Raw genomic sequence first — 26946 nt, forward strand, 5'->3', positions numbered from 1 at the left:
TTCCCCCTCTCCCCTCTGGGGAGAGGGTTGGGGTGAGGGGTGGATCTAGAATCCCCCCACATGCTCAAAGCCGATCAACAATCGCCTTACCAACATCCTGCGTCGAGCCCTTCCCGCCCAGGTCCGGCGTAATCGGCCCCTCCGCTATCACCCGTTCGATCGCCTGCAAAATCCCGTCATGAGCCGCGCGATAGCGTTCATCGCCATTCCCGAGGAAGTCCAGCATCAACGCCCCGGACCAGATCATCGCAATCGGATTGGCGATGTTCTGCCCATAGATATCCGGCGCCGAACCATGCACCGGTTCAAACAACGACGGAAACCGCCGCTCCGGATCAAGATTCGCCGACGGCGCAATCCCGATGGTCCCGGCACACGCCGGCCCCAAATCGGAAAGGATGTCGCCAAACAGGTTCGACGCCACCACCACATCAAACCGGTCCGGTTGCAGTACGAAGCGCGCGCACAGAATGTCGATGTGCTGCTTGTCCCAGGTGATCTCCGGGTACTTCGCCGCCATCAACGCGGTGCGCTCGTCCCAGTACGGCATGCTGATGGAAATCCCGTTGGACTTGGTTGCCGCCGTCAGTCGCTTGCGTGGCCGGGTCTGGGCCAGGTCGAAGGCGAATTTGAGAATCCGGTCGACGCCACGCCGGGTGAACACCGATTCCTGCAGCACGAATTCATGCTCGGTGCCTTCGAACATCTTGCCGCCAACCGAGGAATATTCGCCCTCGGTGTTTTCGCGGATCACCACAAAATCGATGTCCCCCGGTTTGCGTCCGGCCAACGGACACGGCACACCGGGAAACAATCGCACCGGGCGGATGTTCACGTATTGGTCGAAATCCCGGCGAAACTTCAGCAACGAACCCCACAACGAGATGTGATCCGGCACCTTGTCCGGCCAACCGACGGCGCCGAAGTAGATCGCGTCGAAACCCTTGAGCTGTTCGAACCAGTCATCGGGCATCATCTGCCCGTGTTCCAGGTAGTAATCGCAATGCGCCCAGTCGAGCACTTCGATGCTCAGATCCAGTTGCCATTTCTTCGCGGCTTGCTCCAGCACCCGCAGCCCTTCCGGCAGCACTTCCTTGCCGATGCCATCGCCGGCAATCGCGGCGATTCTGAATGTCTTGCTCATCAATGTGCCTCCCCCAGTGTCTGTGAATTACAGCCCGCCGATGTGGAAGGCTTTGACTTCAAGGTATTCGTCCAGGCCGTACTTGCTGCCCTCGCGGCCCAGGCCCGATTGCTTGATGCCGCCGAACGGCGCGACTTCCATGGAAATGATCCCGGTGTTGAGGCCGACCATGCCGAACTCCAGCGCCTCGCCAAAACGCCATGAGCGGCGCAAGTCCTGAGTGAAATAGTAGGCGCCCAGACCGTAAGGCGTGGCGTTGGCCAGCGCGAGGGCTTCGGCTTCATCGGTAAAGCGCATCAGCGGTGCGACCGGGCCGAAGGTTTCTTCGTTGGCCAGCAACATACCGGCATGGGTGTTGCCGAGAACCGTGGGTTGTACGAACTGGTTGTCGCCCTCGGGAATGCCGCCGCAGAGCAACGTCGCGCCTTGGCTCAAGGCATCGTCGATATGCCGGGCGACCTTATTCACGGCAGCCGGGTTGATCAGCGGGCCGATGGTGACGTCGGCGTCGAGGCCGTTGCCGACCTTGAGCTTGCCGACCTCTTCCACCAGGCGCTTGGCGAAACGTTCATAGATGCCGTCCTGCACCAGAATCCGATTCGCGCAGACGCAGGTCTGGCCGGCGTTGCGAAACTTGCTGAGCATAATCCCGGCCACGGCCTGCTCGAGGTCCGCGTCATCGAACACGATGAACGGCGCGTTGCCGCCCAGTTCCAGGCTCAGGCGCTTGATGTGTTCGGCGCTTTGACGCATCAGCAAACGGCCCACGGCGGTCGAACCGGTGAAGGAAATCTTGCGCACCGTCGGGTTGCTAGTCAGCTCTTCGCCGATACCAGCGGGCATGCCGGTCAATACGTTGAACACCCCGGCCGGAATGCCGACGCGTTCGGCCAATACCGCCAACGCGAGAGCCGACAACGGCGTCAAGTCCGACGGCTTGACGATGATCGGGCAGCCCGCCGCCAATGCCGGTGCGCACTTGCGGGTGATCATCGCGTTCGGGAAATTCCACGGGGTGATCGCGGCGCAGACGCCAACCGGTTGCTTGAGGGTGAGCAATCGACGGTCGCCGCTGGGGGCCGGCATGGTTTCGCCGTAGACCCGCCGGGCTTCTTCGGCGAACCATTTGACGAAACCGGCGCCGTAGCGGATTTCGCCCTTGGCTTCGTTTAGTGGTTTGCCCTGCTCGCAAGTCATGATCAGCGCCAGGTCGTCGAGGTTGTCGATCATGGCCTGATACCAACGCTCCAGCAGCGCCGCACGCTCGGCGGCCGGGCGAGCGCGCCAGGCCGGCCAGGCATTGTCGGCGGCCTTGATCGCGCGCCGGGTTTCCGCGCCTTGCATGGCCGGCACCCGAGCGAGCAACTGGCCGCTGGCCGGGGCGATGACGTCCAGGGTCGCGGCGTTGTCGGCGCCGATCCACTGCCCGTCCACATACGCGAGTTCTGCCAAAAGGCTGGGGTCTTTCAAACGATTCTTGAGCATGGTCGAGTCCTGATCCGAGACATGCTCAAGTCTAGGGAGGTGTGGCGGAGGAGGATGCTGAAAGCGTTTTGAGGACAGTGTCGGATGCTGAAATTCGCCTCGCCACAGCAGATGATCGTTCCCACGCGCAGCAAAGGAATGCCTCAACGGACACTCTGCGTTCGGCTCTGGATGGGACGCGGAGCGTCCCGGGCTGCATTCCCACGCGGAGCGTGGGAACGATCAACCCTGTGGGAGCGGGCTTGCTCGCGAAAGCGGTTTAACATTCAACATCATCGTTGACAGATACATAGCTTTCGCGAGCAAGCCCGCTCCCACATTGGATCTCTACTGTTTCAGGGACCCGAGCAATCCATCCAGAAACCGCTCCCCGGCCTCCATCTGGCTGATCTCGATAAACTCGTCCGGCTTGTGCGCCTGTTCAATCGAGCCCGGCCCGCAGACCACCACCGGCACATCCAGCCGTTGTTTGAACAACCCGCCCTCGGTGCCGAACGAAACCTTCGCCGTCCCGGTATCCGGCGCGGCGAAGTTTTTCAGGAAACGCACCGCTTCGACGCTCGGGTGCGTGTCGAGGCCGGGATAGACGTTGAGGGTTTCGATCTCGATCGCCGCCACGCTCGACAACAACCGCGCCTCGCGCACGATCAGTTCGGCACGTTCCTGCATCTGCTCCAGAAACTGATCCAGGTTGTCCGCCGGCAAGTTGCGCACTTCGAAATCCAGGGTGCACAAATTCGGCACGATGTTCAGCGCGCGGCCGCCGCCGATCTGCCCGACATGCACGGTGCTGTAAGGCACGTCGTAATCGGCATCCTGGGCGCCCTGCTCTTGCAGTTGCTGTTGGCTCTGGCGCAACGCGGCGATGAAATCGCAGGCCACGTGGATTGCGTTGACCGAGCGCGGCGCCAGGGACGAATGCGCCTCCAGGCCCCGGCAATAGGTGCGATACGAACCCTTACCCTTGTGCCCAAGCACGAATTGCATGTTGGTCGGCTCGCCGATCAGGCACAAAAACGGCCGCACCGGCGTCAGGTGCAGCACGTCGAGCAAGCGCCGCACACCGACGCAACCGGTCTCTTCGTCGTGGGACAGCGCCAGTTGCAGCGGCCGGCTCAAGGAATGGTCGGCAGCGTCGAGCATGGCGTCGATGGCCAGGGCGATGAAACCTTTCATATCGCAACTGCCGCGCCCGTAGATCTTGCCGTCCTGCACCGTCGCCTGGAACGGCGGCACGGTCCAGGCCTGCCCCGCCGCCGGCACCACGTCGGTGTGGCCGGACAGAAGAATCCCCGGCAGCTCTTTCGGGCCGGTGCTGGCGAACAGGTTGGCCTTCTTGCCGGTTTCATCCTTGACGATCAGCGACTCGATACCCTTGCTCAGCAGCAAGTCGCGCACATACTCGATCAGGGCCATGTTCGACTCCGAAGACACGGTGTCGAAGGCCATCAGGCGTTTGAGAATATCCAGTACGCGGGGTTTCATGAGGCCTTGCTCCGTTGCTCGGCTAAATGGGCGAACCGGCGAATGGAGAACGGCTCAATCGAAGTGCTGGTGCTGCCGGTGCTGATCAGTTCGGCCAACACGTCACCGACGCCGGGGCCGAGTTGGAAGCCGTGGCCGCAGAAGCCAAACGCGTAGAACAAGCCGTCGACAGTGCCACTCGGGCCCATGATCGGCAAGGAGTCTGGCAGATAACCTTCGATGCCGCTCCAGACGCGGATGATGTTGAGGTTGCCGACACCTGGCAGCAAGCGGCGCATCTGATTCATCTGGTTGAGGATGCTGCGCGGCTCGACGTAGGCCCGGCGATTGAGCATGTCCGGTTTGCTGCGATAACCACCGCCGATGACGATATTGCCGCGCGGAATCTGCCGGAAGTAGATCACTTCCTCGGGAATTTTGGTGTAGACGCCGATCACCGTCGGCAAGGCGTAGGGCACCGGTTCGGTCACCGCCATTTGCGGGCCGTGGGTGTCCAGTGGCACCGGCTCGCCGAACTGATCCGAGAGCTTTTGCCCCCATGCACCGGCCGTAATCAGCAGTTGCGCGGCGCTGAACTGACGGCCGTCGGTGGTGATGACGCTGAATTCGCCGCCGACTTTCTGCACCTCGGCCACTTCCGTCTGTTCCTCGATCTGCGCCCCGAGTCGGCGTGCTGCACGGGCAAACGCGGGAGCAGCCAAACGCGGGTTGGCGTGCCCATCGTGAGGCGCATAGGAGCCGCCCTTCACATCCTTCCCGAGGAATGGAAAGCGCTGATGCAACTCGGCACCGCGATAAATCTTCAGGTCCAGTTGCGCCGCCTCAGGCGCAGCGGCATAGGCCTCCAGCTCGGCAATCTCGTCTTCGCGATAACACACGCGCATATGCCCGCTGGCGATGAATTCCAGGTCATCGTCGATCAGTTCCGGCAAGCGTTTCCACAGGGCCCAGGAGCGGTTGGCCAGTTCCAGCTGGCCGAGGTAACGCCCCTGGCGCCGCACGTTGCCGAAGTTCACGCCGCTGGCGTACTGACCGATCTGGTCACGCTCCAGCAGGATCACCGACTGCCCGCGCTTGCGCAGGAAAAATGCCGTCGCCGAGCCCATCAGGCCGCCGCCGACAATCAGCACATCGGCTTTCTGTAACGTCATGGCGACACCTCCTCGGTGAGCATCGAAAGGGGTTTGACCGGCGCTTGGCCGCGTTGACGGCCGACCTGTTGCACGCTGACGCCCGCCGCAGCCGCAATCACTTCCGCGCCAGCCTGGGAACAATAACGGCCCTGACAGCGGCCCATGCCGACCCGGCTGAAGGCCTTGGCCCGATTGACTTCGCAGGCGCCTTTCTCGCTGACGGTGCGGCGCAGTTCACCGGCGCTGATCATCTCGCAGCGGCAGACGATGGCGCTGTCGGGCAAGGCTTTGGCTTGCTCGGCGGGCCAGGGAAACGCCTGGGCCAGGCCGAGGCGGAACTGGTCCATTACGGCCAAGGCCTGGCGTTGTTCGTCGCGCAACCCGGCGTTCACCGGTTGCTGCAGGTCTTCCAGCAGCGCCATGGCCACTAGCCGCCCGGCGTGCTCGGCGGCGTCGGCACCGCGAATCTTCGAGCCGTCGCCAGCGGCATACACGCCACTGACCGAGGTCCGGCCCTCCTCATCCACCGCCAGCCACCATTGGCCGGAGGCCTCGTCGAAGCGCATGCGGCAACCGGCCAAGTCCGCCAGTTGGGTTTCCGGGCGCAAGTGATAACCCAGGGCCACGGCATCGCAATCGACGCTCAAGTCCTCGCCACGCGCCGTCAGCACTCGCACGCCACTGACGCCGCTGCTGGCATCGCCCAGCACCTGCAAAGGCTTGATCCCCAAATGCACCGGAATCTTCGCCCGATACAGTTGAGCCAACAATTTCATCCCGGTGATCAGCAATCCGGGCCGCGCCAGCAATTTTGGCAATGCACCGATGCGTTTGCTGAACGGCGAGGTATCTAGCACCGCCGTCACCGTCGCGCCTGCCTTCACATACTGACTGGCGACCAGGTACAGCAACGGCCCGCTGCCCATAAACACTACGCTGCGGCCAATCGAAACTGCCTGGGACTTGAGCGCAATCTGCGCCCCGCCGAGGCTGTAGGTGCCTGCTAACTGCCAGCCTTCGATCGGCATCAAGCGGTCGGTGGCGCCGGTGCAGAGGATCAGTGCGTCGTAATCCACCGTCGTGTGCTTGCCCTGTTTGACGCAGCACAACTGCCCCGGTGTCAGGTTCCACACCAGGGTATCGGGGCGGTAATCGATAGCGCCACGCAGACGATCAAAACTGTCGTGCAGGTCCCGGGCCTTGCGCGCTTCGGTGCCGTACAGCGTCGCGTAATTACGGGTAAACCCTTCAGGCTGGCGACGATAAATCTGCCCGCCATCCCGACGATTTTCATCGATCAGGATCGGTTTGAACCCCGCCGCCACCAGGGTTTCGGCACAGCGAATACCCGCCGGCCCGGCGCCGACAATCACTATCCGTGCAGTGGCCATGTCGCCTCCGGTTGTGTGGTGACGATGTCCAGCCCTTCGCGGACTTCGTTGGAGCATGCGCGCAGACGCTCGCCGCTGCGGGTCCAGACCCAGCAATCCTGGCACGCGCCCATCAGGCAGAAACCGGCGCGTCGGCCCGAATCAAACTCCGACTGGCGCAACCCGTTGCCCTGGGTCAGCAACGCCACCATCAAGGTATCGCCCTGCAACGCCTCGATAGCCGCACCGTCCACCTGCAGTTTGACGGTCGGCCGGCCCTGCTCGGCCAGCCTCACAAAACGTCCCTTCATGCGTAGGCTCCGTGGGTCATGGTGATCACATCCTGCTGGGTTTTCAGCAACTCGGCGCTGTCGTGATGGCAGAGGATTTCACTGCCGCCGTCGATGATGCGACGGTTCGGCGCGGTGCGATTGCACAGGCCATCGACCCGCACCGGGCAGCGACTGAGGAAGGTGCACAGCTCCGGCACGTTGGCCCTGGCGCCAATCGGCGGCAGCTCGGCGCAGGTGGTGCCGCAGTTTTCCAGCCAGCCCTGACGCAGTTCCGGCACCGAATGAATCAACAGATCGGTGTACGGATGGAACGGGGCCTGGGCAAACGACTGTCGGGTGCCGGCCTGGATCTTGTGGCCGCTGTACATCACCACAATGTCATCGCACAGCGCGCGCACCGTGGAAATGTCGTGGCTGATAAACAGATAGGAAACCCCCAGCTCCTGACGCAGGTCGCGCAGCAGTTCGAGAATCGCCGCACCGACCACCGTGTCCAGCGCCGAGGTGACTTCATCACAGAGGATCAAATCCGGTTTGGCCGCCAAGGCACGGGCCAGGTTGACCCGCTGCTTTTGACCGCCGGACAGTTCATTCGGCCGCCGTTCCGCCAGGGTCCGGGGCAAGCGCACCAGGTCCAGCAGCTCGCCGATACGCTCGCGCAACGCCGCGCCCTTGAGGCCGAAATACATCTTCAGTGGCCGGCTCAGAATCGTGCTGACGCTGTGCATCGGGTTGAGCGCGGTGTCGGCGTTCTGGAACACCATTTGAATGCGACGGAATTGTTCGTCGGTACGCTCGGACAAGCAGCCGCCCAAGGGTTGGCCGTCGAAGGTCAAGCCACCGAGCGCCGGGGTCAGCAACCCCGCGACCACTCGGGCCAGGGTCGATTTACCGGAACCGGACTCACCGATCACGCCGATGGCCTGGCCCCGGCGTACGGTCAGGTCGATGTCTTCCAGCACGCGGATCGCCGGCATGCCATGCATGTTCTTGTTGCCGTAACCGGCGGTCAGGCCCTGGATGGTCAGCAATGGCGTGTCTTCGGCTACGCCGCAGGGCGGGCGGATCGTCGTGTCGGGGCGCGCCGCCGCCAACAGGCTGCGGGTGTATTCGTGGGTTGGCGCTTTGAGCAACGGCGCGGTGGCGCTCTGTTCGAAGATCTGGCCGCCGTTGAGCACGACAATTTGATCGGCCATTTGCGCGACCACCGCCAAGTCGTGGGACACGTAGACCGCCGTCGCCCCGCGCTCACGGACTACGCGTTTGAAGGCGCGCAGCACATCGATCTGGGTGGTGACGTCGAGGGCAGTGGTCGGCTCATCGAGCACCACCAGCAACGGATCGCTGATCAGCGCCATGGCGGCCATCACCCGTTGCAGTTGCCCGCCGGACACCTGATGCGGGTAACGCTGGCCAATGTGGTCCGGGTCCGGCAACGCGAGGTCGCGGAACAACTGGATGGCTTTGGCTTCGAGCACAGCGCGCGTGCCGAGGCCATGAATCAAGGCGCCCTCCACCACTTGGTCGATCAACTTCTTCGCCGGGTTGAATGCCGCCGCCGCGCTTTGCGCGATGTACGACACCCGGTTGCCGCGCAGGCCCTGCAATTCCTTTTCGCTGAGGGCGAGCATGTTGTGCTCGCCGACCTGCACCACGCCACCAGACAACCGGCAACCGCGTCGCGCATAGCCCAGCAGTGCCAGGGCGATGGTGGTTTTGCCGGAGCCGGATTCCCCGATCAGCGCCAGCACTTCACCTTTTTCCAGGGCGAAGCTCACGCCTTTGACGATCTCCGTTTCTCCGCGCTCGCCACAGGCGACCACGCGCAGGTCTTCGACTCGGATCAATTCAGTCATCTCAATGCCCTCCCGTGCGGCGACTACGTCGGGACGACAGTCTGTCGATAAACAGATTCACGCCGATGGTCAGGGTGCCGATGGCCAGCGCTGGAATCACGATGGCCGGCGCGCCCTGGTTGAGGCCACCGATGTTTTCCCGCACCAGCGAACCGAGGTCGGCGTCCGGCGGTTGCACGCCGAGGCCGAGGAAGCTCATGCCGCTGAGCAACAACACGATGAAGCCAAAGCGCAGGCCCAGGTCGGTCAGCACCGGGTTGAGCATGTTTGGCAAAATTTCCACGCAAGCGATGTACAAGCGGCGCTCGCCACGGGTACGGGCGACTTGCACGTATTCCAGGGCTTCGATGTTCACTGCCATGCTGCGGGCGATGCGGAATGCGCCGGGGGTGAAACTCAGGACCGCCGTGCATATCAACAAGGTCACCGAAGAGCCGAAGGCCGAGACCATGATCAGCGCCAGCATCTTGCTCGGGATCGAGATAAACGCATCCATCAAACGACTGATCACTTCGTCCAGCCACTTCGGCGACACCACCGAAAGCAAAGCACAACTGGTGCCCAGGCCGCTGGCCAATACGGCCGCAATCAATGCCAGGCCCACGGTAAACCGCGCACCGACGAGCACGCGGCTGAGCATGTCGCGGCCCAGGTAATCGGTGCCGAACGGGTACAACGCACTGATGCTGTCGAAGACATTGTCAGAGACCACTTCACCCACCGGGTGCGGCGCCAGCCACGGCCCGAAGACCGCCACCAGCAACCAGATCACGCACATCGCGGCGCCGATCAGACCCAGCCACGCCGGGCCATGGGACACCTTGCCAACCGACAGGTCGGGGGTCGCAGGCGTCGATTTCACAATGAGATTGTTCATTGGTTTCTCAGCCTCGGATTGGACAGAATCGCGCACAGGTCGGCAATCAGCACCAACCCCAGGTACGCGGTACAGAACAGCATGGTGCAGGCCTGGACCAGCGCCATGTCACGGTTGGTCACGGCATCGACCATCAGGCTGGCGATGCCGGGGTAGTTGAAAATCGTCTCGACAATCACCACTCCACCGAGCAAATACGAAAGGCTCAGGGCGATGGCGTTGGCAATCGGCCCGATCGCGTTGGGCAAGGCATGGCGCAGCACGATACGCATCGGGCTGACGCCTTTGAGCCGGGCCATTTCCACGTATGGGCTGTCGAGTTGATCGATGACGGCGGCGCGAGTCATGCGGGCCATTTGCGCGACGATCACGCAGCACAGGGTCATCACCGGCAAGGCGTAGGTGCGCATGAATTGCCACGGTGAGGTGATGTCGCTGGCATAGGACAGCGCCGACAACCAACCAAGGTTCACCGCAAAAATGAGTACCGCCAGGGTCGCTACCAGGAACTCCGGGACGGCGACCATGGCCAGGGTGAAAAAGCTCAGGAAGCTGTCGATGCGCCCGCCCCGGCCCATGGCCGAACCGATGCCGAGGATCAACGCCACCGGCACCGAGACCAGCGCCGTGGCGGCCGCCAGCATCAGGGTGTTGGGCACGCGGCCGGCCATCAACTCACCGACGGGCATCGCGTTGGACACCGACAGGCCCATGTCGCCGCTGAGCAAGTTCATCAACCAGTGCAGGTAACGCAGCACACCGGGCTGGTCGAGCCCCAGCTTCAGGCGCAGTGCCGCCACCTGTTCCGGCGTGGCGAACTGCCCGAGGGATTGTTGCGCCGCGTCCCCCGGCAGTACCGCCGTGATCGCAAACACGACCATGGACACGATCAACAAAGTCACGATCGCGGCGCCCAGACGCCGACCGATCAACCACAGTGTGTTGCTATTCATCGCCTACCCTCCTGCACTGTCCCTGACGTACAACCCAACTACCCATCAAGCGTCCAGCCAGACCTGCTCGGCGAACATGTAGCCCATGAAGCCACCCAGCGGATTGCTGCCGTAGCCTTTGATGCGCTGGTCAACGCCATCGATGTTGCTGATGAAAACCGGCACGCCGATACCGCTGTGGTCATGCACCAGGGTTTGCATGTCCGCGTACATCTTGCTGCGCTTGGCGTCGTCGGTTTCCCCGCGAGCGAGCATCAGCAACTGGTCGAACTGGTCGTTCTGCCAGCCGGATTCATTCCACGGCGCCTTCGACTGGAAGAACTGCGAGAACATCACGTCGGCGTTCGGCCGCGGGTTGATGTTGCCGAAGCTCAGCGGGTGCTTCATCCAGTGGTTGGACCAGTAGCCGTCGCTCGGCAAGCGGTTGACGTCGAGCTTGAGCCCGGCCTGCTTCGCCGATTGCTGCAACAGCACGGCGATGTCCACTGAACCGGTGGCGGCGGGCGACGCGACCAGCGGCATGCTGATGCTTTCCATGCCGGCCTTCTTGAGCAGAAATTTGGCTTTTTCCGGGTCGTAGACGGTTTGCGGCAGGTCGGCGTTGTAGTAGCGCGAACCGGGGGCAATCGGATGGTCGTTACCGACCACGGCAAAGCCACGGAATACGGCGGATTTGATCTGTTCGCGGTCCATCAGGTGCTTCATGGCCTGGGTGAATTCCGCGCTTTTACCCGGCATCTGATCCTGACGGATGATCAAGTCAGTGTAGTTGCCCGATGGCGCATCGACGACCCGGTGCTTGGCGCTGGCCTTGATCCGCGTGGTGGAGCGCGGGTTGACCTCGTTGATCATGTGTACGTCGCCGGACAGCAGCGCGTTGACCCGGGACGGTTCGTCGGCAATCGCTATGAATTCGATCTCGTCGAGGTACGGCAGGCCCGGTTTCCAGTAGCCGGTGTTGCGCGCGGCAATCGAACGCACGCCGGGTTTGAATTCCTTGACCTTGAATGGCCCGGTGCCGATGCCCTGGTTGAAGTCAGTGGTGCCTTCGGGAACGATCAGCAGGTGCGACACGGCGAGGATCGACGGCAATTCGGCGTTCGGCGCACTGAGGCGGATCTGCACTTCATTGGTGCCGGTGGCCTTGATCTCGGCGAACTGCTCCATCAGCGGCATGACCTTGGAACCGGTCAGCGGGTCCTTGTGCCGCGACAGCGAGTACACCACGTCGGCGGCGCTGAGGGTCTTGCCGTTGTGGAAGGTCACGTCCTTGCGCAGGGTGATGGTCCACAGCGTGGCGTCGGTGTTGTCGATGCGCTCGGCGAGTTCCAGTTGCGGCACCAGGTGCGTGTCGAAACGGGTCAGGCCGTTGTAGAACATGAAGTGGCGCACGTAGTCGGTGGACAGCGCGCCTTTGGCCGGGTCGAGGGTGTCGGCGGTGGAGCTGGACATGCCGGCGACACGAATGCGCCCGCCCGGTTTGCCTTTGCCGGGGGTGGCGGCTTCTTCGGCGAACAGTTTGCCGGCGGCGCCAAACAGGCTGCCGGCGCCCGCTGCGGCGACACCCGCCACGCCGAGCATTTGCAGGGCGTTGCGGCGCGACATGCCGCGATTGAGGCCTTCAAACACTCGCAGGCTTTCTTGGCCGGAAATCAGTGGGGAGTCGATCTTCTTGTCAGTCATATCAGTTGTACCTGTCGATAATGAGAAGGCTCGGGTTGTCCGGAGCGTTGAAACGCAAACGACGGTGACGCCACAACATCAACTCAATGCAAATAATCCTGGAAGCGGTAATAGGCGCCCACGAACGGCAGGAACCACGGTTTGCCGAAGTGTCCGGGGATCGCCGGCCAATCGAGTTCGCGCCAGGGGTTGGCCTCGACCTTGCCGGCCATCACCTCGGCCATGACCTGGCCCATATGCACCGACATCTGCACCCCGTGGCCGCTGTAGCCCATGGAGTGATAAACCCCGCCGTGCTGGCCGGCCCGAGGCAAACGGTCGGAGGTCATGTCCACCAACCCGCCCCAGCAGTAATCGATTTTCACGTTGGCCAGCTGCGGGAACATCTGCACCATCGCCGCTTGCAGCACCTTGCCGCTCTTGGCGTCGTTGACGCTGTCGGACATCGCGAACCGCGCACGGCCGCCGAACAGCAGGCGGTTGTCCGGGGTCAGGCGGAAGTAATTGCCGATCATGCGGCTGGTGACATAGGCGCGACGGCCCGGCAGCAGTTGCTCGATCAGCTCTTTTGAAAGCACTTCGGTGGCGATCACAAAACTGCCCACCGGCACGATCCGCCGCCGATACCAGCCCAAGCCACCGTGCTGACAGGCGCCGGTGGCCAGCAAAACCTGCCCGGCGTGCAGCGAACCCTTGCTGGTGTTGACCTGATAGCCGCCGGCCTGGGCTTTCCAGTCCAGCACCGAAGTGCCTTGATGGATCAGTGCGCCATGACGCGCAGCGGCTTCGGCCAACCCGACGCCGAAACGCCCGACGTGCATCTGCACGCCGTTGCGCTGCAGCAAGCCACCGTGGAATTGCGCCGAATTGACTTCGGCGCGGGTCTGTTCGGCGGACAGCAACTCGACCTCGGCATCGACTTCCTTGCGAATCAATTCGCAGGTCCGCGCCAGGCCTTCGTAGTGCAGCGGCTTGGCCGCCAACTTGAGCTTGCCGTTGCGGATCAGGTCGCACGCAATCTGCTCCTGCTCCACCAGCGATACCACGCTCTGCACCGCGCTTTCGTAGGCCTGGTAATAAGCCCGGGCCTTATCGGCGCCGAGGCTGGCGCTGAGCCCGGCGTAATCCTGAGCCACCCCGGTGTTGCACTGGCCACCGTTGCGCCCCGAGGCTTCACCGATCACCCGCCCGGCTTCGAGCACCACCACACTGGCGCCTTTCAGGGCCAATGCCCGGGCCGCCGCCAGACCGGTAAAACCGCCACCGACGATGGCCACGTCGACCTGCGCCGGCAATGCGCCGAGCTGGGCACCGGTGAAAGCCGGTGCGGTGTCGAGCCAGTAGGATTCACTGCCCATGTCCAACCCCTTATGCGGTAGTGACTCAGAGACCAACCAGTGCCGCGAGCCCACCGATGTCGGTGATCTGCTGATAGCCGTAGAAGGCATTGCCCGGGACTTCATGACCACGGGCGACGAAGGCCTTGTTCTTGATCTTCATGTCGTGGGCCGGCATCAGGTCGTAACGGAAGCTGGAGGACACATGCAAGATGTCTTCCGGGCCGCAGTTGAGGTTGTCGAGCATGTACTCGAACGCCGCCAGACGCGGCTTGTAGGCCTGGGCCTGTTCTGCGGTGAAGACCTTGTGGAACGGCGCGCCGAGCTTGTCGACGTTGGACATGATCTGGCTGTTGCTGGCGTTGGAGAAAATCACCAACGGGATCGTGTCGGCGATCTTCGACAGGCCGGCCGGTACGTCCGGGTGCGGGCCCCAGGTCGGCACGGCGTCGTAATACAGCTGGCCTTCGTCGCGGTATTCGATACCCCAGCGCTTGCAGGTCCGGGCCAGGGCGGTCTTGAGGATTTCGTCGTAGGGCATCCAGTCGCCCATGACCTGGTCCAGGCGATAGGCCGAGAAATCCTTGACGAACTGATCCATCTGCTCGGGTTTGACGCGATCGGCGAAAAGCTCGCGAGTCATCGTGCCCATGTGGAAATTGGTCAGCGTACCGTAGCAGTCGAACGTAATGAATTTGGGGCGAAGAAAGCTCATTGAGTGCGGTCCTGAAGTTCGTTGAGGTCATGGCGCGACGAGCATTTGCTTCATTTGCGAAGCGCTGATGCAACGCTGCAGCACACCGTCATTACAACACCGTGAAATCAGCAGATGGCGTTAAAAGCAGCCTCTGCCCGATACAAACCACCGTTTTAGCCACCCCCCTCAGCAGACTTTGCGGCTCGCTCCAGCCTTGGGCAAACCCCGTATTTGTGCGCTCTTATGGACCTTTATAGCCCTGTGCGGCCCGCGTGTGCCGCGATTGGCCGCAGAAACTGCGCCGGGCGGAATGAAAACGGGCGCTTCCCTGAGGAAGCGCCCGTATGAGTGGAGATTGAAGCGCGCAAAAATCTGAAGGTTGCTGAGAACATGTGGGAGCGAGCCTGCTCGCGAAAGCGTCCTATCAATCAATAATGATGTTGCCTGACGCACCGCTTTCGCGAGCAGGCTCGCTCCCACAGGGGGGATTTGTGAGTTATTGGAGGATATCGATCAGCACGCTTTTGAATCGCAAATTGGCTTCAAACGCTTCACGCCCCAGGTCCTTGCCAATCCCGGAGCGTTTGTAGCCACCCGTCGGCAGGATGTAGTCGTTACTGCGCCCATAACGGTTGACCCACACCGTCCCCGCCTCCAGCTTGCGTACCAGTCGCAAGGCGCGGTTGATATCCGCGGTGTGCACCCCCGCCGCCAATCCATAAGTGGCGTGGGCGGCCAGGCTCAGCGCCTGTTCTTCGTCATCGAATGCCTGCACCGTCAGCACCGGGCCGAAGATTTCTTCACAAACCGCCGGGTTCTGGTTGTCTAGGCCCGCCAGCAATGTCGGTTGGTAATAGGCACCGCCCAATCCTTCAAACAATCCGCCACCGGTCAGCACTTCGGCCCCGGCCTGGCGCGAGCGCTGGACGATGCCGTCGATGCGACTGGCCTGGAGCCGGGAAATGATCGGCGACAGCGTGCTCTGTGGCGACCACGTCGGACCGGGACGCAGCTCTTCGAAGTACGCCTGCAAGTGCGCGATAAACGGTTCCATGATCGAACGCTGAATCAACAACCGCGAACCGGACACGCAGACCTGCCCGGCGTTACCGGTAATCGCCAGCGCCACGGTGCGCGCGGTTTTGGCAATGTCCGGGATATCGGCGAACACCAATTGCGGACTCTTGCCGCCCAGTTCCAGCGTGACCGGTTTCGGCCCCACCAGTGCGCAGGTGGACATGATGCTCGACCCGGTGGCGGTGGACCCGGTAAAGGTCACTTTGCCGATGCGCGGGTGACGGCACAAGGCATCGCCGGTGGTGCGGCCATCGCCCTGCACCACGTTGAAAATCCCCGCCGGAACCCCCGCCTGCAACGCCAGTTCGGCAAAACGCAGGCTGGAAAATGGCGTCAGTTCCGACGGTTTGAGCACCACGGCATTACCTGCGGCGAGTGCTGGGGCGACTTTCCAGGAAGCCATGCTCAGCGGGAAATTCCACGGTGCGATGGCTGCGATCACGCCGTAGGGTTCGGCGATCTGCATGCCGAGTCGATCGGTCTGGGTTGCCGCGACTTGCCCGCCGTGTTTGTCCGCCAGTTCGGCAAAGAAGCGAATGCCTTCGGCGACGTAGGGGATATCCCAGGCGATCACGTCTTTATGCGGGCGGGTCGAACCGACGGCTTCCAACGGTGCGAGGATCTCGGCGTCCGCTTCGATCAAATCGGCCCAACGGCGCATCACTCGCGCCCTCTCCCGTGGCGGACGGCTGGCCCAATCGCTGCGGTTGAAGGCTTGCCAGGCATTGTTGACCGCTTCGTCTACCAGGTCGGCATCGGCAATCGGCAACTCGGCATACACCTGGCCATCCGAGGGCCGCACCACCTCCAGCCCCGGTTGAGCGTCGCGGTATTGGCCGCCGATAAAGTGAGCGCTGCGCACAGCAATTAGACGAGGATCGAAGCTATCCATGGAGCACTCCAAATAGGGTCGGCGAGTCGTTGACTCAGGCTTCCATCGTAGAAAAAAAGCCCTGGCATTTGCTGCCGACCTTGCGGTGCAATTTAGTAGTAAGTGTGGTCTTGTGGCCTCTGTCTTGCGGAATCTGCCGAATGTTCCGAGGCCCCTTGTCAGGCCTGCGCGCAGATGGGATACAGGCACCATCACGCCGGACAACCGGCCGCACGCGCCCCCTGTTCAACGGAGACTCGCCATGTCCGCCCCTTACCTTTATCGACCGATGACCGCTGCCGATCTGCCCGCCGCCCATGCCTTGTCCGTGCAATTGAAGTGGCCCCATCGGCTAGACGACTGGGCGATGGTGCTGCGTCTCAGCGACGGCTTTGTGGTGCTCGATGGCGAGCGTCTGATCGGTACGGCGTTCGCCTGCCCCCAGGGCGATTTCGCCACCATTGGCCTGGTAATTGTCAGCGACGACTATCAAGGCAAGGGCATCGGGCGCAAGTTGATGGAACTGGCGCTTGAGGCGTGCCAGTCGCGCACGCCGCTCTTGAACGCCACCCTCGCCGGCGCGCCGCTGTATGTCAGCCAGGGTTTTGTCGAGTTTGGGCGGATTCAGCAACATCAAGGTCTGGTGCAGGCTCCGGAGCTTGAGCCGCTGGCCGAGGGTGAAACCTGTCGCCCGCTGTGTAACGCTGATCAGGCGCGGGTGCTGGAACTGGCCAACGCCGGGACCGGGCTGGATCGCCGAACGGTGATCACCGATTTGTTCGATGTCATCGAGACTGCGGTCGGCATCGAGCGCGACGGCCAGTTGCGTGCTTTCGCGATGTTGCGCCCTTACGGCCGTGGTCGCGGAATCGGCCCGGTGGTCGCCGAAAACCTCGAACAAGCCAAACACCTGATCACGGTGTTGCTGGCCCAGGTGCCGGAAACCTTCGTGCGCATCGACATCCCGGCGGATAGCGGCTTGAGCGACTGGCTGGAAACCACCGGCCTCAAGCAAGTCGACACCGTGGCGCAAATGGCCCGTGGCACGCCGCCGCACGCCGACAACGGCGTCATCCAGTTCGCCCTGGTCACCCAAGCCATCGGCTGATGACCTAACTCACTCCTTTACTTGTCTGGAGCGTCACCCGTATGTCCCAACCTACCGTTCTGCTGTTGGCGCGTGCCGACGGCAGCCGCGTTGTCACGCCTTTCAAAACCCTGGCACTGAGTGCGGCCGATCCGTTTATGGACACTCGCCAAGTGGCGTGGTCCGGCGTTGATGGTGTGTCTGCCGGCATCGTTGAAGCCGGCGACGTGTTTGATAGTGAGGATTTCCCGCACACTGAAGTGCTGGTGGTCCACGCTGGCCACTTAGTGCTGAAAACCCTGGAGCAGACGCTGGAATTGGGCGTCGGCGCCAGCGCGGTAATCGGTCGCGGCACGGCGCTGCGGATCGAGGCGCATCCGGGCACGCAGTGGGCGTTTTGTGCCATGGTCACCGAGGTGACGACACCCGGCCTGACCTTGCTGGATCCGCTGGCAATGCTCTCGCCTTCTGCCGCGCCGGAACCACAAATACTGATCGGCCCAACGCCGCAATGTCGGTCGCGCAACGCCTTCGAAGACGCGGCAACCGATCTGCGCGTCGGTGTCTGGGATTCGACGCCTTACGAACGCCACGGCCGAGCGCACAAGCTCAATGAGCTGATGCACCTGATCGAAGGCAGCGTGACCTTGCTCGCAGCCGATGGCTCCAGCGTGACGGTCAACACCGGCGACAGCGTGTTCGTGCCCCAAGGCGCGCCGTGCGCGTGGAAAAGCACGCGGTATGTGCGCAAGGTGTATGCGGTCAAATAGCGGTATGCGCCAACAGGCACTGGACCAAGGCATCGAAGACCACCTTGCAGCGCGGGCTGTTGCGCAGGTCTTCATGCATGGTGATCCAGGCGTCCAGCTGGAAGCTGAAGTGCTCTGGCAATACCCGCACAAGGTTGGCATCGCGAATGGCCAATGGCGACTGGCAAAAGCCGATGCCGGCGCCTGCGCGGATCATGGCCAGTTGCGCCAGATCGCTGTCGGAACGCAGTGACAGACTTTCGCGGGTCCAGCCCGGTACGTGTTTGCTCGCCGCACGCACGAACGGCGTTTCCGTGTCGAAGCCAATCAACGTATGCCGCGCCAGATCCGCTGCCCTCTCAGGCGTGCCCTGCCGGTGCAGATATTCAGCCTGGGCGTAGAGCCCGATCTCGACATTGCCGACGCTGCGTGCGATCAGCTGTTCCTGTTTCGGCGGGGTCATGCGCACCGCGATGTCGGCTTCCCGCTGCAACAAATCCTGCACGCGGTTGCTGGCGACCACCTCGATGCTCAGTTGCGGATGTGCCTGGCGCAACTGCGCCAGTGCCGGCGGCAACACCTCCACCGCGACCACTTCGCTGGCGGTAATCCGCACCGTGCCGCCGGTGGTTTGCCCGTGTCCGGTCATCGCCCGCTCCAGTGCGGCCGCGTTGCTGCTCATGGCTTCGGCGTAACTGCGCAGGGTCAACGCCGCTTCGGTGGGCATCAGCCCGGTCCTTGAGCGGGTGAACAGGGTTTGTTTGAACGACGCTTCCAGCTCGGCAATATGCCGGCCCACGGTGGGCTGGGTGATGTCCAGCGCCCGCGCGGCAGCAGACAGCGAGCCGTGGATCAGCACCGCCAGAAAGCTTCGATAGAGTTCCCAACCAATGGATTTAGTCATACATAAATGTATAGCTAGTCGTGGATTTTCAGCAATTTCTTTCATCCCCCGTGGGACATCAGAATGGATTCCTGACTTGGGAGAAGGTGATATGACGCAGAAGGTTCTGGTTTTGGGTGCAACGGGTGGCATCGGCGGCGAAGTGGCCCGGCAGTTGCGCGATGCAGGATGGCAAGTCCAGGCGCTGCAACGGGGGCTCGCCCAAAGCAGCGAAACCCGCGACGGCATTGTTTATCTGCGCGGCGATGCGCTGGACCGTGAGGACGTGATGCGCGCCGCACAGGGTTGCAATGTATTGATCCACGCAGTCAATCCACCCGGCTATCGCCGCTGGAGTGAATGGGTGCTGCCGATGATGGACAACACCATCGCCGCAGCGCTGAAGGAAGGCGCGACCATTGTGTTGCCGGGCACGGTCTACAACTACGGGCCGGATGCCTTCCCGTTGTTGACCGAGGACGCACCGCAGCATCCGCAGACCCGCAAAGGTCAGATACGCGTCGAACTTGAACAGCGCTTGCAAGCCGCAACGGAACAAGGCGCGCGGGCGATTGTGCTGCGCGCCGGGGATTTTTTTGGTCCGAAGGCCGGTAACAATTGGTTTTCCATGGGGCTGATCAAGCCTGGGAAAACGGTCAAGCGCATCAACCTGCCGGGCGATCCCGGCGTGGGCCACCAGTGGTCCTATTTGCCGGATGTCGCTCAGGCCATGGTGCAATTGCTCAACCGTCGGGAGCAATTGACGCCCTTCGCGTCTTTCCACATGGCCGGACATTGGGACGCCGACGGTACCCGGATCGCCGCTGCCATTGCCCGCTGCGTCGAGCAGCATGGCGGGCAGGCAAAAGTGCGGGCGTTCCCGTGGTGGCTGGCGCGCCTGGTCTCGCCCTTCGTAACGACCCTGCGTGAACTGCTGGAGATGCGCTACCTGTGGCAGCAACCATTGCGCATGGACAACCGTCGTTTGCTGGCGGTGCTCGGGACCGAACCGCACACGCCACTGGAACAAGCCATCGAAGCGACCCTGAAAGGTTTGGGGTGTCTTTCGCTCCCCCATCGCTGAAGCTTTCAGCGATACTCGGCGCACCTCTCATAGGATTTGAAAGTGAGCGCCGAGTATATGAACGATAAAAAACCCGCCCTGCTCCTCTGCGGACTCCTCGCCCTGCCCTTGGGCGTGCACGCACAGGAAACCCCTTCGCACCTGGACAGCGTCATCCAGCAGGGTCAACTGACGGTCTGCACCACCGGTGACTACAAGCCCTACACCTATAAAAACGAAAACGGCGAGTACGAAGGCAGCGACATCGCGATGGCCCGCTCACTGGCCGACAGCCTGGGCGTCAAGGTGAAGTGGGAACAGACCACCTGGAAAACCCTGATGCCTGACCTGCTGGCCGGCAAATGCGACATCGCCATGGGCGGGATTTCCGTGACGCTGGAGCGGCAGAAAAAAGCCTTCTTCAGCAGCACCCTCGACGTCGATGGAAAGGTGCCGCTGGTGCGCTGCGAAGATCAGTCGCGCTACCAGACCATCGAGCAGATCAACCAGCCATCGGTGCGGCTGATTGAACCGGCCGGAGGTACTAACGAGGCGTTCGTGCATGCGTTCCTGCCCAAGGCGCAGTTGATGCTTCACGACAACGTGACGCTGTTCCAGGCGTTGCTGGACAAGAAAGCCGACGTGATGATTACCGATGCGTCCGAGGCGCTGTATCAGCAGAAACTCAAGCCCGGATTGTGTGCGGTGAACCCGAGTCAGTATTTCCAGTATGGCGAGAAGGCGTATCTGCTGCCGCGGGATGACGAGACCTGGAAGCAGTACGTCGATCAGTGGCTGCACCTGAGCAAGGTCACTGGCAACTATCAAAAAGTGGTTGGCGAGTGGTTGGCGGTGCCTGGGCAATGATGCCCCAATACCTGTGATCGGGGGGGCTTTTGTGGCAAGGGGGCTTGCCCCCGTTGGGGCGCGAAGCGGCCCTGAAAAGAAGGGGACTGCTGCGCAGTCCAACGGGGGCAAGCCCCCTCGCCACAAGGTCAGTGTCACACCTGCTAACTTAGGGTTACCAAAGCCCCACGGTATAACTCACGATCAGCCGATTCTCATCCAGATCGTTCCCAAAATTCGAACGCACTGAAGCATTGCGCCATTTAAACCCCAACCCTTTCAACGTGCCGTCCTGCACCACGTAGGCGATGTCGGTGTTGCGCTCCCATTCCTTGCCCTCCCCCGGTGCGGTGCGCTGCACGTTGTCGCCGGAGATATAGCGGGTCATAAAGGTCAACCCGGGTACGCCGAGTGCGGCGAAGTTGTAGTCGTAGCGGGCTTGCCAGGAGTGTTCGTCGATATTGGCGAAGTCTCCGATCTGCACAAAGTTGACCAGATACGGATCGCTGCGACCGATGTACGGAAACGGATCGTCGCCGCTCATGCGCTGGTAGCCGAAGCCCAAGGCATGGCCGCCGAGGCTGTAGGTGAATAGCGCTCCAAAGGCCTGGTTATCGATCTTGCGAAAGCTGCCGTCTTCAGCGCTGCGGGCATAGCGCACATCGCTTTTCAGTGACTGGCCAGAGCCCAGATCCAGCGCATGGACAAACCCGAGGTAGTTCTGCTGGTAGATGTTTTCCAGTTTGCCGTAGCGATATTGCGCCGTGAGGTTGGGCAGGAACTGATAGTCCGCCCCGGCGAACTGGAACTTGTCGCTGTTGCCGCCGATGCGGTTGGCGGTCATGTCCTGATAGTCGGTGGAGTCGACAAAATTGATCTGCGTGAATTGCCCCGCAGTCAGCTTCAACCGGTCGATTTCCTGCACGCTGAGCAACCCGCCCTTGAACGTGCCCGGCAACAGGCGCGTGTCGTTGGAACTCACCACCGGGTCCTTGATCTGCAACGTTCCCAGTTTCAGCGTGCTGTTGGACAAGCGTACTTTGGCGGTCAGGCCCAGTTCGCCATATTGATCCTGGGAGCCACCGGACAGATCCGGCGGCAACAGATTGGTGCCTGCCGTGCCGCCACCGGAATCCAGTTTGAAACCGGCCATGCCCAAGGCGTCCAGGCCAAAACCCAAGGTGCCGGCGGTGTAGCCGGACTCCATCCGCAACAGAAAACCCTGGGCCCACTCCTCGGCTTTGTCCCGGGAACCGTCCTGGCGGAAATCGCGGTTGAAGTAGAAGTTGCGGGCTTCGAGGCTGCCTTTGCTGTCAGCGATAAAATCCGCCTGGGCGCTGGGCACACCGATCAGGCTCAAGCCGAGCAAGGTGCCGACCGGGGTGTACAGCCGCTGGGTGGAATTGAAATGGCGCATGCCGTGCTCCTTTTGCAGACACGAGCGGACCCTCTCGGGGGCGTGGCGGTCGCGTCCGATATTGTTTTTATAAAATGGTCATGGGGGAGCTGACGCAATGAGCGGCGTCGGGTGCGGATTCTTCGCGTCAGGGCGCGGCGGCGTCAAACGGGAAAAAAGCGAGGTCAGGCATAAGAAAATTTGATGCGCCCAATGGCCGACTCTGGAGTAACAATTGCAACCAGTCTCTTCATAAGAACCACAAACACCAAGAGCGCCGCCATGAACCTAAAATTCCTCGAAACCTTCGTCTGGGTCGCCCGCCTGCAAAGCTTCAGCCTGACCGCCGAGAAAATGTTCAGCACCCAGGCCGCGATCTCCAGCCGCATCGCTGCGCTGGAAGACGAGTTGGGTCTGCGCCTGTTCGTGCGGGACTCGCGCGGGGTGTCGCTGACGCCCGAAGGCTTGAAGGTGCTCGACTATGCCGAGCAGATGCTTGAGGTTCAGCGCGCGTTGAAGCATTCGCTGGACAACACCAGCCCGCAACAGGGCCTGGTGCGCATCGGCGTGATGGACACGGTGATCCACACCTGGCTCAGCCCGTTGATGTCGACCCTGATGCAGACCTTTCCCGCCGTGGAAATCGAAATCACCGCCGACGCGGCGCGCAACCTCTGCGAGCAACTGCAAAAGGGCTATCTGGACATCGTGTTCCAGACCGACCTGATCCGCCACGAAAGCGTGCGCAACCTTGAACTGGCGCATTACCCCATGCACTGGATCGCCGCCAGCAACTCGATTTATGCCCGGCCCTACGCGTCGCTGATCGAAATGGCCAGCGAGCGCATCATCACCTTCGTCAAACATTCGCGACCGCATCAGGACGTGCTCAACCTGCTGCACGCCCATGGCATCAGCGCGCCGCGGGTCAGTTGCGTTAATTCGGTGTCGGCCATGACCCGGCTGATTCGCGACGGCTTCGGGATTGGCGCCTTGCCAGCGGCGCTGGTGGCCAAGCCCCTGGCCAGCGGCGAGTTGATTCAACTGGAGCCCGGCACCGGCCTGCCGCAACTGGATGTCGTGGCTTCGTGGCGCGCCGGGGTCGGCCTGGAGCTGATCGAGAACATCGTCGATATGAGCCGCCAGGTGGTCGGCCAATACGCGATTGATGTTGGCCCGCAACGCATGGTGGCGGCACCGGGCCTTAACAATCGGCGGCCCCTCGAATAACTTTTAGTTGTCTGTGGGCAACAACATTCCTTGTTGGACGGCATCGCCACGGTTTTCTAAAAAGTACCCACGAACCTGTGGAGTTACCGTGATGAATCAACCCCCCCTGTCCTTCGAACAATTACAACAGCGCGCCCCACTGGCCCTGCGCCAAAGCATCGCCGCCGGACACTATCAGGGCCACACCAGTGGCCTCGGCCAGGGCCGGGTGCAGGCCAATATCGTGATTCTGCCCAGCGATTGGGCCAATGAATTCCTGCGCTACTGCACCCTGAATCGCCAGGCTTGCCCGCTGCTGGACGTCACCGAGCCGGGGGATCCGTTTTTCCGCAATCTCGGGACCGCCATCGACATTCGCCACGACGTGCCGCGCTACCGGGTGTATCGCCATGGCGAGTTAAGCGACGAGCCGCTGGACATCGAGGCCCTGTGGCAGGACGACCTAGTGGCTTTCGCTATCGGCTGCTCCTTCTCCTTCGAGCAACCGCTGCTAGATGCTGGCATCGCCCTGAAGCACATCGACCTCGGGCGCAATGTCGCCATGTACCAGACCAACATCGACACCCGCGCCACCGCGCGCCTGGGCGGCAAACTGGTGGTGAGCATGCGCCCGATGAAAGCCGCCGCCGCGATCCAGGCGATCCAGATCACCGCGCGCATGCCCAACGTCCACGGTGCGCCGGTGCATATTGGCGATCCGTCCTTGATCGGCATCCGCTCGCTGGACGCGCCGGATTACGGTGATGCCGTGCCGATCGCAGCGGATGAGATCCCGGTGTTCTGGGCCTGCGGCGTGACACCGCAATCGGTGGTGCAAGCCTCGCGTCCACCGCTGTGCATCACCCATGCGCCGGGTTGCATGCTGGTGACGGATTTGTGGAACAGCGCGGTGTGATGCTTCAACTTGCCTGCAAGCGTTGTCGATACTCGCTCGGCGTCTCGTGCATTTCGTGGCGGAAGTGTCGGTTGAAATTCGACAGGTTGGCATAGCCGACTTCGAAGCAGATATTCGCCACGCTCAGGTTGCTCTGCGCCAATAAACGGCAGGCCCGCTGCACCCGCAGCTTGCGGGTCAGGTCGACGAAGGTGTGGCCGGTGGCGCGCTTGAAGAACTTGGAGAACGCCGGCTCGCTCATTTCCAGGCGCTGGGCGATCACGGACAGGCGCAATTCCTCGGCGAGGTCGTTGAGGATGTAGTCGAAAACGATGCTCATGCGCTGGGCCGTCAAGGCGTCGAGCATCGGCGCGTATTGCAGGCTGGCAAGAGTTTTTCTTTGACTTTCCGGCGCAGAGGCCAGCAGTTGCAGCAGCGACAGAAACAGGCATAACCGCGCGAAACCCTGGCTCTGGCCGATCTGTTCCAGCAACTCGGCGGCTTTCTTGCGGGTCGCACCGCTGAACTCGATGCCTTGGGCGGCTTGTCGAAACAGGCTTTGCAACTCATTGAGTTCAGGCACCAGGTTGCGCAGTTGCATCAGCGCTTGGCCGTCGAACTGCAACACCACGTCACGGCCAGCGATCACCTCGCCTTTGCCCAGGTCGCTGATCCAGTCGTGCGGCAGGCCGGGGCCGATCAGCGCCACATGGCCGGCCTCGAACAGGCCGATGTAGTCCCCCGCCAATAGCCGACCGCTGCCCTCTCGGATCAGGTGGATTTCGAATTCGGGATGATGATTCCAGCGCGCCAGGTCGAAGGGATAGTCGTGCTGGTACCAACGAAAACTGTGTTGCGGCTCGTTGAGGATGACTTCGAGCGCGGGCTGTTTTTCCGCGGTGGCGTAATGGCTCATCACTGTCGAGTCCTTATTATTTTTGTAGATCAAGCAAGATTCACACTAAGGCGTAGGGGTTGCCTAGCGCAATGTCAGGCGACGACTGATACTTTTTTGCCACAAGCACGAGCGGTTAAAAAAGTATCAGTGCAGCGTATGCCATTCATTTGTGAGGCCCTTGGGCAACTGTTGTAATCGATTCGCCATCCCGGATTACAACAATAAAAGTTTCTGCTGCCCAAGCCGCAGAGCGGAGAACACGATGAAGCTATTGCCCAACGCACTTTTTCTGTCCGCCGGTATTTCCTTCGCCCTGCTCGGCCACGCCGCCGACACCGTGACCATCGCCACGGTGAACAACAGCGACATGATCCGCATGCAAAAGCTCTCGAAAACCTTCGAGGCCGCGCACCCGGAGATCAAGCTCAATTGGGTGGTGCTGGAAGAGAACGTCCTGCGCCAACGCCTGACCACTGACATTGCGACTCAGGGCGGTCAGTTCGACGTGTTGACCATCGGCACCTACGAAACACCGTTGTGGGCGGCCAAACACTGGCTGGAGCCGATGAAGGACTTGCCCGCCGACTATGACGTCGAGGACATCTTCCCCTCGGTTCGCCAGGGACTTTCCATCAACGACACGCTCTACGCCCTGCCGTTCTATGGCGAAAGCACCGTCACTTATTACCGCACCGACCTGTTCAAGGACGCCGGGCTGAGCATGCCCGAGCACCCGACCTGGACCCAGCTCGGCGAGTTCGCCGGCAAGCTGCACCACCCGGATAAAGAGCAATACGGCATGTGCCTGCGGGGCAAGGCAGGTTGGGGTGAAAACATCGCGTTGCTGTCGACCATGGCCAACGCGTTTGGCGCGCGCTGGTTCGACGAGAAATGGCAGCCACAACTGACCGGACCGGAATGGACCGCCGCCGCCAATTTCTACGTCGATACCCTGAAGCGCTACGGCCCGCCCGGCGTGTCGAGCAACGGCTTCAACGAAACCTTGGCGCTGTTCAACAGCGGCAAGTGCGCGATCTGGGTCGATGCCAGCGTCGCCGGTTCCTTTATCACGGACAAAACCCAGAGCAATGTCGCCGACAAGGTTGGCTTCGTGGCGGCGCCGACGCAGGTTACGGACAAGGGCTCCTCCTGGCTCTATGCCTGGTCGCTGGCGATTCCCACCAGTTCCCAACACAAAGACGCCGCCAAAGCCTTTGTCACCTGGGCCACGTCCAAGGAATACATTCAGCTCGTCGCGCAGAAGGACGGCATCACCAACGTGCCGCCGGGTACGCGGATGTCCACCTACAGCGACGCCTACTTGCAGGCCGCGCCGTTCGCCAAGGTCACGCTGCAAATGATGCAAAACGCCGACCCGGCGCACCCGTCCATGCAGCCTGTGCCCTACGTCGGCATCCAGTACGTGACCATTCCCGAGTTCCAGGCCATCGGCACCTCGGTGGGCAAACAACTGTCCGCCGCCGTCACCGGGCAGATGTCAGTCGAACAGGCCCTGGCCAGCTCGCAGCAGTCCACCGAACGCGAGATGAAACGCGCGGGCTATCCCAAATAACCACGGCCTACCCCCTGTGGGAGCGAGCCTGCTCGCGAAGAGTCCCTGTCAGTCAGCATTGATGTGGATGACACACCGCTTTCGCG

Annotated in this window: 23 protein-coding genes; 7 read left to right on the forward strand and 16 right to left on the reverse strand. The window is 61.9% G+C overall.

Features of this window, described 5'->3' with window-relative positions; translation table 11 throughout:
* Positions 1-64: 64 nt before the first annotated feature.
* The 13 genes from ACIQY3_RS20395 to ACIQY3_RS20455 form a co-directional block, all read right to left on the reverse strand.
* Positions 65-1144: a tartrate dehydrogenase gene (locus ACIQY3_RS20395; protein ID WP_403022656.1), complete on the reverse strand. Its 1080-nt coding sequence runs from the start codon at positions 1142-1144 to the stop codon at positions 65-67.
* A 27-nt stretch (positions 1145-1171) separates the two neighbouring features.
* Complete coding sequence (locus tag ACIQY3_RS20400) at positions 1172-2629, reverse strand: NAD-dependent succinate-semialdehyde dehydrogenase (RefSeq protein ID WP_403022659.1); 1458 nt, start codon at positions 2627-2629, stop codon at positions 1172-1174.
* A gap of 327 nt (positions 2630-2956) precedes the next feature.
* Positions 2957-4114: an acetylornithine deacetylase gene (argE, locus tag ACIQY3_RS20405; protein WP_403022662.1), complete on the reverse strand. Its 1158-nt coding sequence runs from the start codon at positions 4112-4114 to the stop codon at positions 2957-2959.
* A complete protein-coding gene (locus ACIQY3_RS20410) occupies positions 4111-5265 on the reverse strand; it encodes an NAD(P)/FAD-dependent oxidoreductase (protein WP_403022665.1) in 1155 nt (384 codons plus the stop codon). The genes argE and ACIQY3_RS20410 overlap by 4 nt, the downstream gene beginning before the upstream one ends.
* Positions 5262-6638 (reverse strand): FAD-dependent oxidoreductase, encoded by a 1377-nt coding sequence (locus tag ACIQY3_RS20415; RefSeq protein WP_403022668.1) that lies wholly within the window; start codon positions 6636-6638, stop codon positions 5262-5264. Before ACIQY3_RS20415 ends, ACIQY3_RS20410 begins: the two co-directional genes overlap by 4 nt.
* The gene (locus tag ACIQY3_RS20420; protein WP_403022671.1) at positions 6620-6928 is read right to left on the reverse strand and encodes a (2Fe-2S)-binding protein; all 309 of its coding nucleotides are present in this window, start codon (positions 6926-6928) and stop codon (positions 6620-6622) included. Before ACIQY3_RS20420 ends, ACIQY3_RS20415 begins: the two co-directional genes overlap by 19 nt.
* Positions 6925-8766 carry an ABC transporter ATP-binding protein gene (locus ACIQY3_RS20425; protein ID WP_403022674.1) on the reverse strand — a complete coding sequence of 614 codons (1842 nt, stop codon included), beginning with the start codon at positions 8764-8766 and terminating at the stop codon, positions 6925-6927. Before ACIQY3_RS20425 ends, ACIQY3_RS20420 begins: the two co-directional genes overlap by 4 nt.
* 1 nt (position 8767) lies before the next feature.
* Positions 8768-9643: an ABC transporter permease gene (locus ACIQY3_RS20430; RefSeq protein ID WP_403022676.1), complete on the reverse strand. Its 876-nt coding sequence runs from the start codon at positions 9641-9643 to the stop codon at positions 8768-8770.
* Positions 9640-10596 (reverse strand): ABC transporter permease, encoded by a 957-nt coding sequence (locus ACIQY3_RS20435; protein ID WP_054050496.1) that lies wholly within the window; start codon positions 10594-10596, stop codon positions 9640-9642. Before ACIQY3_RS20435 ends, ACIQY3_RS20430 begins: the two co-directional genes overlap by 4 nt.
* 45 nt (positions 10597-10641) lie before the next feature.
* Positions 10642-12279 carry an ABC transporter substrate-binding protein gene (locus ACIQY3_RS20440; protein WP_403022679.1) on the reverse strand — a complete coding sequence of 546 codons (1638 nt, stop codon included), beginning with the start codon at positions 12277-12279 and terminating at the stop codon, positions 10642-10644.
* 83 nt (positions 12280-12362) lie between these two features.
* Positions 12363-13637: an NAD(P)/FAD-dependent oxidoreductase gene (locus tag ACIQY3_RS20445; RefSeq protein WP_403022681.1), complete on the reverse strand. Its 1275-nt coding sequence runs from the start codon at positions 13635-13637 to the stop codon at positions 12363-12365.
* A gap of 25 nt (positions 13638-13662) precedes the next feature.
* The gene (locus tag ACIQY3_RS20450; RefSeq protein WP_403022684.1) at positions 13663-14331 is read right to left on the reverse strand and encodes a haloacid dehalogenase type II; all 669 of its coding nucleotides are present in this window, start codon (positions 14329-14331) and stop codon (positions 13663-13665) included.
* A gap of 478 nt (positions 14332-14809) precedes the next feature.
* The gene (locus tag ACIQY3_RS20455; protein WP_403022687.1) at positions 14810-16282 is read right to left on the reverse strand and encodes an aldehyde dehydrogenase family protein; all 1473 of its coding nucleotides are present in this window, start codon (positions 16280-16282) and stop codon (positions 14810-14812) included.
* 241 nt (positions 16283-16523) lie between these two features.
* Between ACIQY3_RS20455 and ACIQY3_RS20460 the strand changes: the two genes are divergently transcribed.
* Together ACIQY3_RS20460 and ACIQY3_RS20465 are read left to right on the forward strand one after the other, a co-directional pair.
* A complete protein-coding gene (locus ACIQY3_RS20460; protein WP_403022692.1) occupies positions 16524-17369 on the forward strand; it encodes a GNAT family N-acetyltransferase in 846 nt (281 codons plus the stop codon).
* A gap of 41 nt (positions 17370-17410) precedes the next feature.
* Positions 17411-18118 (forward strand): cupin domain-containing protein, encoded by a 708-nt coding sequence (locus ACIQY3_RS20465; RefSeq protein WP_403022696.1) that lies wholly within the window; start codon positions 17411-17413, stop codon positions 18116-18118.
* Here ACIQY3_RS20465 and ACIQY3_RS20470 read toward each other — a convergent pair.
* Entirely contained in the window at positions 18111-19001 is an 891-nt protein-coding gene (locus tag ACIQY3_RS20470) for a LysR family transcriptional regulator (RefSeq protein WP_403022699.1), read from the reverse strand. The genes ACIQY3_RS20465 and ACIQY3_RS20470 overlap by 8 nt on opposite strands.
* A gap of 91 nt (positions 19002-19092) precedes the next feature.
* Between ACIQY3_RS20470 and ACIQY3_RS20475 the strand changes: the two genes are divergently transcribed.
* Both ACIQY3_RS20475 and ACIQY3_RS20480 read left to right on the forward strand, forming a co-directional pair.
* On the forward strand, positions 19093-20064 hold the full coding sequence (locus tag ACIQY3_RS20475; protein WP_403022701.1) for an SDR family oxidoreductase: 972 nt from the start codon (positions 19093-19095) through the stop codon (positions 20062-20064).
* Positions 20065-20121: 57 nt separating this feature from the next.
* Positions 20122-20910: a transporter substrate-binding domain-containing protein gene (locus tag ACIQY3_RS20480; RefSeq protein WP_403022704.1), complete on the forward strand. Its 789-nt coding sequence runs from the start codon at positions 20122-20124 to the stop codon at positions 20908-20910.
* 154 nt (positions 20911-21064) lie between these two features.
* Here ACIQY3_RS20480 and ACIQY3_RS20485 read toward each other — a convergent pair whose 3' ends face one another.
* A complete protein-coding gene (locus ACIQY3_RS20485; protein ID WP_403022706.1) occupies positions 21065-22306 on the reverse strand; it encodes an OprD family porin in 1242 nt (413 codons plus the stop codon).
* A 261-nt stretch (positions 22307-22567) separates the two neighbouring features.
* On the opposite strand from ACIQY3_RS20485, the gene ACIQY3_RS20490 reads away from it, so the two are divergent.
* Both ACIQY3_RS20490 and ACIQY3_RS20495 read left to right on the forward strand, forming a co-directional pair.
* A complete protein-coding gene (locus ACIQY3_RS20490; protein ID WP_403022709.1) occupies positions 22568-23515 on the forward strand; it encodes a LysR family transcriptional regulator in 948 nt (315 codons plus the stop codon).
* Positions 23516-23606: 91 nt separating this feature from the next.
* Positions 23607-24410 (forward strand): putative hydro-lyase, encoded by an 804-nt coding sequence (locus tag ACIQY3_RS20495; RefSeq protein WP_403022712.1) that lies wholly within the window; start codon positions 23607-23609, stop codon positions 24408-24410.
* 4 nt (positions 24411-24414) lie between these two features.
* Here the strand turns inward: ACIQY3_RS20495 and ACIQY3_RS20500 are convergent, their stop codons facing one another.
* Positions 24415-25305 carry a helix-turn-helix domain-containing protein gene (locus ACIQY3_RS20500; RefSeq protein WP_403022715.1) on the reverse strand — a complete coding sequence of 297 codons (891 nt, stop codon included), beginning with the start codon at positions 25303-25305 and terminating at the stop codon, positions 24415-24417.
* Between the two features lie 244 nt (positions 25306-25549).
* Here ACIQY3_RS20500 and ACIQY3_RS20505 point away from each other — a divergent pair, with 244 nt between their 5' ends.
* Complete coding sequence (locus ACIQY3_RS20505) at positions 25550-26860, forward strand: ABC transporter substrate-binding protein (protein WP_403022718.1); 1311 nt, start codon at positions 25550-25552, stop codon at positions 26858-26860.
* Positions 26861-26946: the final 86 nt, after the last annotated feature.

This window comes from Pseudomonas sp. NPDC096950, from assembly GCF_044762525.1.
Taxonomy (GTDB): domain Bacteria; phylum Pseudomonadota; class Gammaproteobacteria; order Pseudomonadales; family Pseudomonadaceae; genus Aquipseudomonas.

Excerpts from the sequence above, each read along its gene's own strand:
- ACIQY3_RS20395 (WP_403022656.1), bottom strand. The coding sequence starts at position 1,144 with ATGAGCAAGACATTCAGAATCGCCGCGATTGCCGGCGATGGCATCGGC.
- ACIQY3_RS20400 (WP_403022659.1), bottom strand. The coding sequence starts at position 2,629 with ATGCTCAAGAATCGTTTGAAAGACCCCAGCCTTTTGGCAGAACTCGCG.
- argE (WP_403022662.1), bottom strand. The coding sequence starts at position 4,114 with ATGAAACCCCGCGTACTGGATATTCTCAAACGCCTGATGGCCTTCGAC.
- ACIQY3_RS20410 (WP_403022665.1), bottom strand. The coding sequence starts at position 5,265 with ATGACGTTACAGAAAGCCGATGTGCTGATTGTCGGCGGCGGCCTGATG.
- ACIQY3_RS20415 (WP_403022668.1), bottom strand. The coding sequence starts at position 6,638 with ATGGCCACTGCACGGATAGTGATTGTCGGCGCCGGGCCGGCGGGTATT.
- ACIQY3_RS20420 (WP_403022671.1), bottom strand. The coding sequence starts at position 6,928 with ATGAAGGGACGTTTTGTGAGGCTGGCCGAGCAGGGCCGGCCGACCGTC.
- ACIQY3_RS20425 (WP_403022674.1), bottom strand. The coding sequence starts at position 8,766 with ATGACTGAATTGATCCGAGTCGAAGACCTGCGCGTGGTCGCCTGTGGC.
- ACIQY3_RS20430 (WP_403022676.1), bottom strand. The coding sequence starts at position 9,643 with ATGAACAATCTCATTGTGAAATCGACGCCTGCGACCCCCGACCTGTCG.
- ACIQY3_RS20435 (WP_054050496.1), bottom strand. The coding sequence starts at position 10,596 with ATGAATAGCAACACACTGTGGTTGATCGGTCGGCGTCTGGGCGCCGCG.
- ACIQY3_RS20440 (WP_403022679.1), bottom strand. The coding sequence starts at position 12,279 with ATGACTGACAAGAAGATCGACTCCCCACTGATTTCCGGCCAAGAAAGC.
- ACIQY3_RS20445 (WP_403022681.1), bottom strand. The coding sequence starts at position 13,637 with ATGGGCAGTGAATCCTACTGGCTCGACACCGCACCGGCTTTCACCGGT.
- ACIQY3_RS20450 (WP_403022684.1), bottom strand. The coding sequence starts at position 14,331 with ATGAGCTTTCTTCGCCCCAAATTCATTACGTTCGACTGCTACGGTACG.
- ACIQY3_RS20455 (WP_403022687.1), bottom strand. The coding sequence starts at position 16,282 with ATGGATAGCTTCGATCCTCGTCTAATTGCTGTGCGCAGCGCTCACTTT.
- ACIQY3_RS20460 (WP_403022692.1), top strand. The coding sequence starts at position 16,524 with ATGTCCGCCCCTTACCTTTATCGACCGATGACCGCTGCCGATCTGCCC.
- ACIQY3_RS20465 (WP_403022696.1), top strand. The coding sequence starts at position 17,411 with ATGTCCCAACCTACCGTTCTGCTGTTGGCGCGTGCCGACGGCAGCCGC.
- ACIQY3_RS20470 (WP_403022699.1), bottom strand. The coding sequence starts at position 19,001 with ATGACTAAATCCATTGGTTGGGAACTCTATCGAAGCTTTCTGGCGGTG.
- ACIQY3_RS20475 (WP_403022701.1), top strand. The coding sequence starts at position 19,093 with ATGACGCAGAAGGTTCTGGTTTTGGGTGCAACGGGTGGCATCGGCGGC.
- ACIQY3_RS20480 (WP_403022704.1), top strand. The coding sequence starts at position 20,122 with ATGAACGATAAAAAACCCGCCCTGCTCCTCTGCGGACTCCTCGCCCTG.
- ACIQY3_RS20485 (WP_403022706.1), bottom strand. The coding sequence starts at position 22,306 with ATGCGCCATTTCAATTCCACCCAGCGGCTGTACACCCCGGTCGGCACC.
- ACIQY3_RS20490 (WP_403022709.1), top strand. The coding sequence starts at position 22,568 with ATGAACCTAAAATTCCTCGAAACCTTCGTCTGGGTCGCCCGCCTGCAA.
- ACIQY3_RS20495 (WP_403022712.1), top strand. The coding sequence starts at position 23,607 with ATGAATCAACCCCCCCTGTCCTTCGAACAATTACAACAGCGCGCCCCA.
- ACIQY3_RS20500 (WP_403022715.1), bottom strand. The coding sequence starts at position 25,305 with ATGAGCCATTACGCCACCGCGGAAAAACAGCCCGCGCTCGAAGTCATC.
- ACIQY3_RS20505 (WP_403022718.1), top strand. The coding sequence starts at position 25,550 with ATGAAGCTATTGCCCAACGCACTTTTTCTGTCCGCCGGTATTTCCTTC.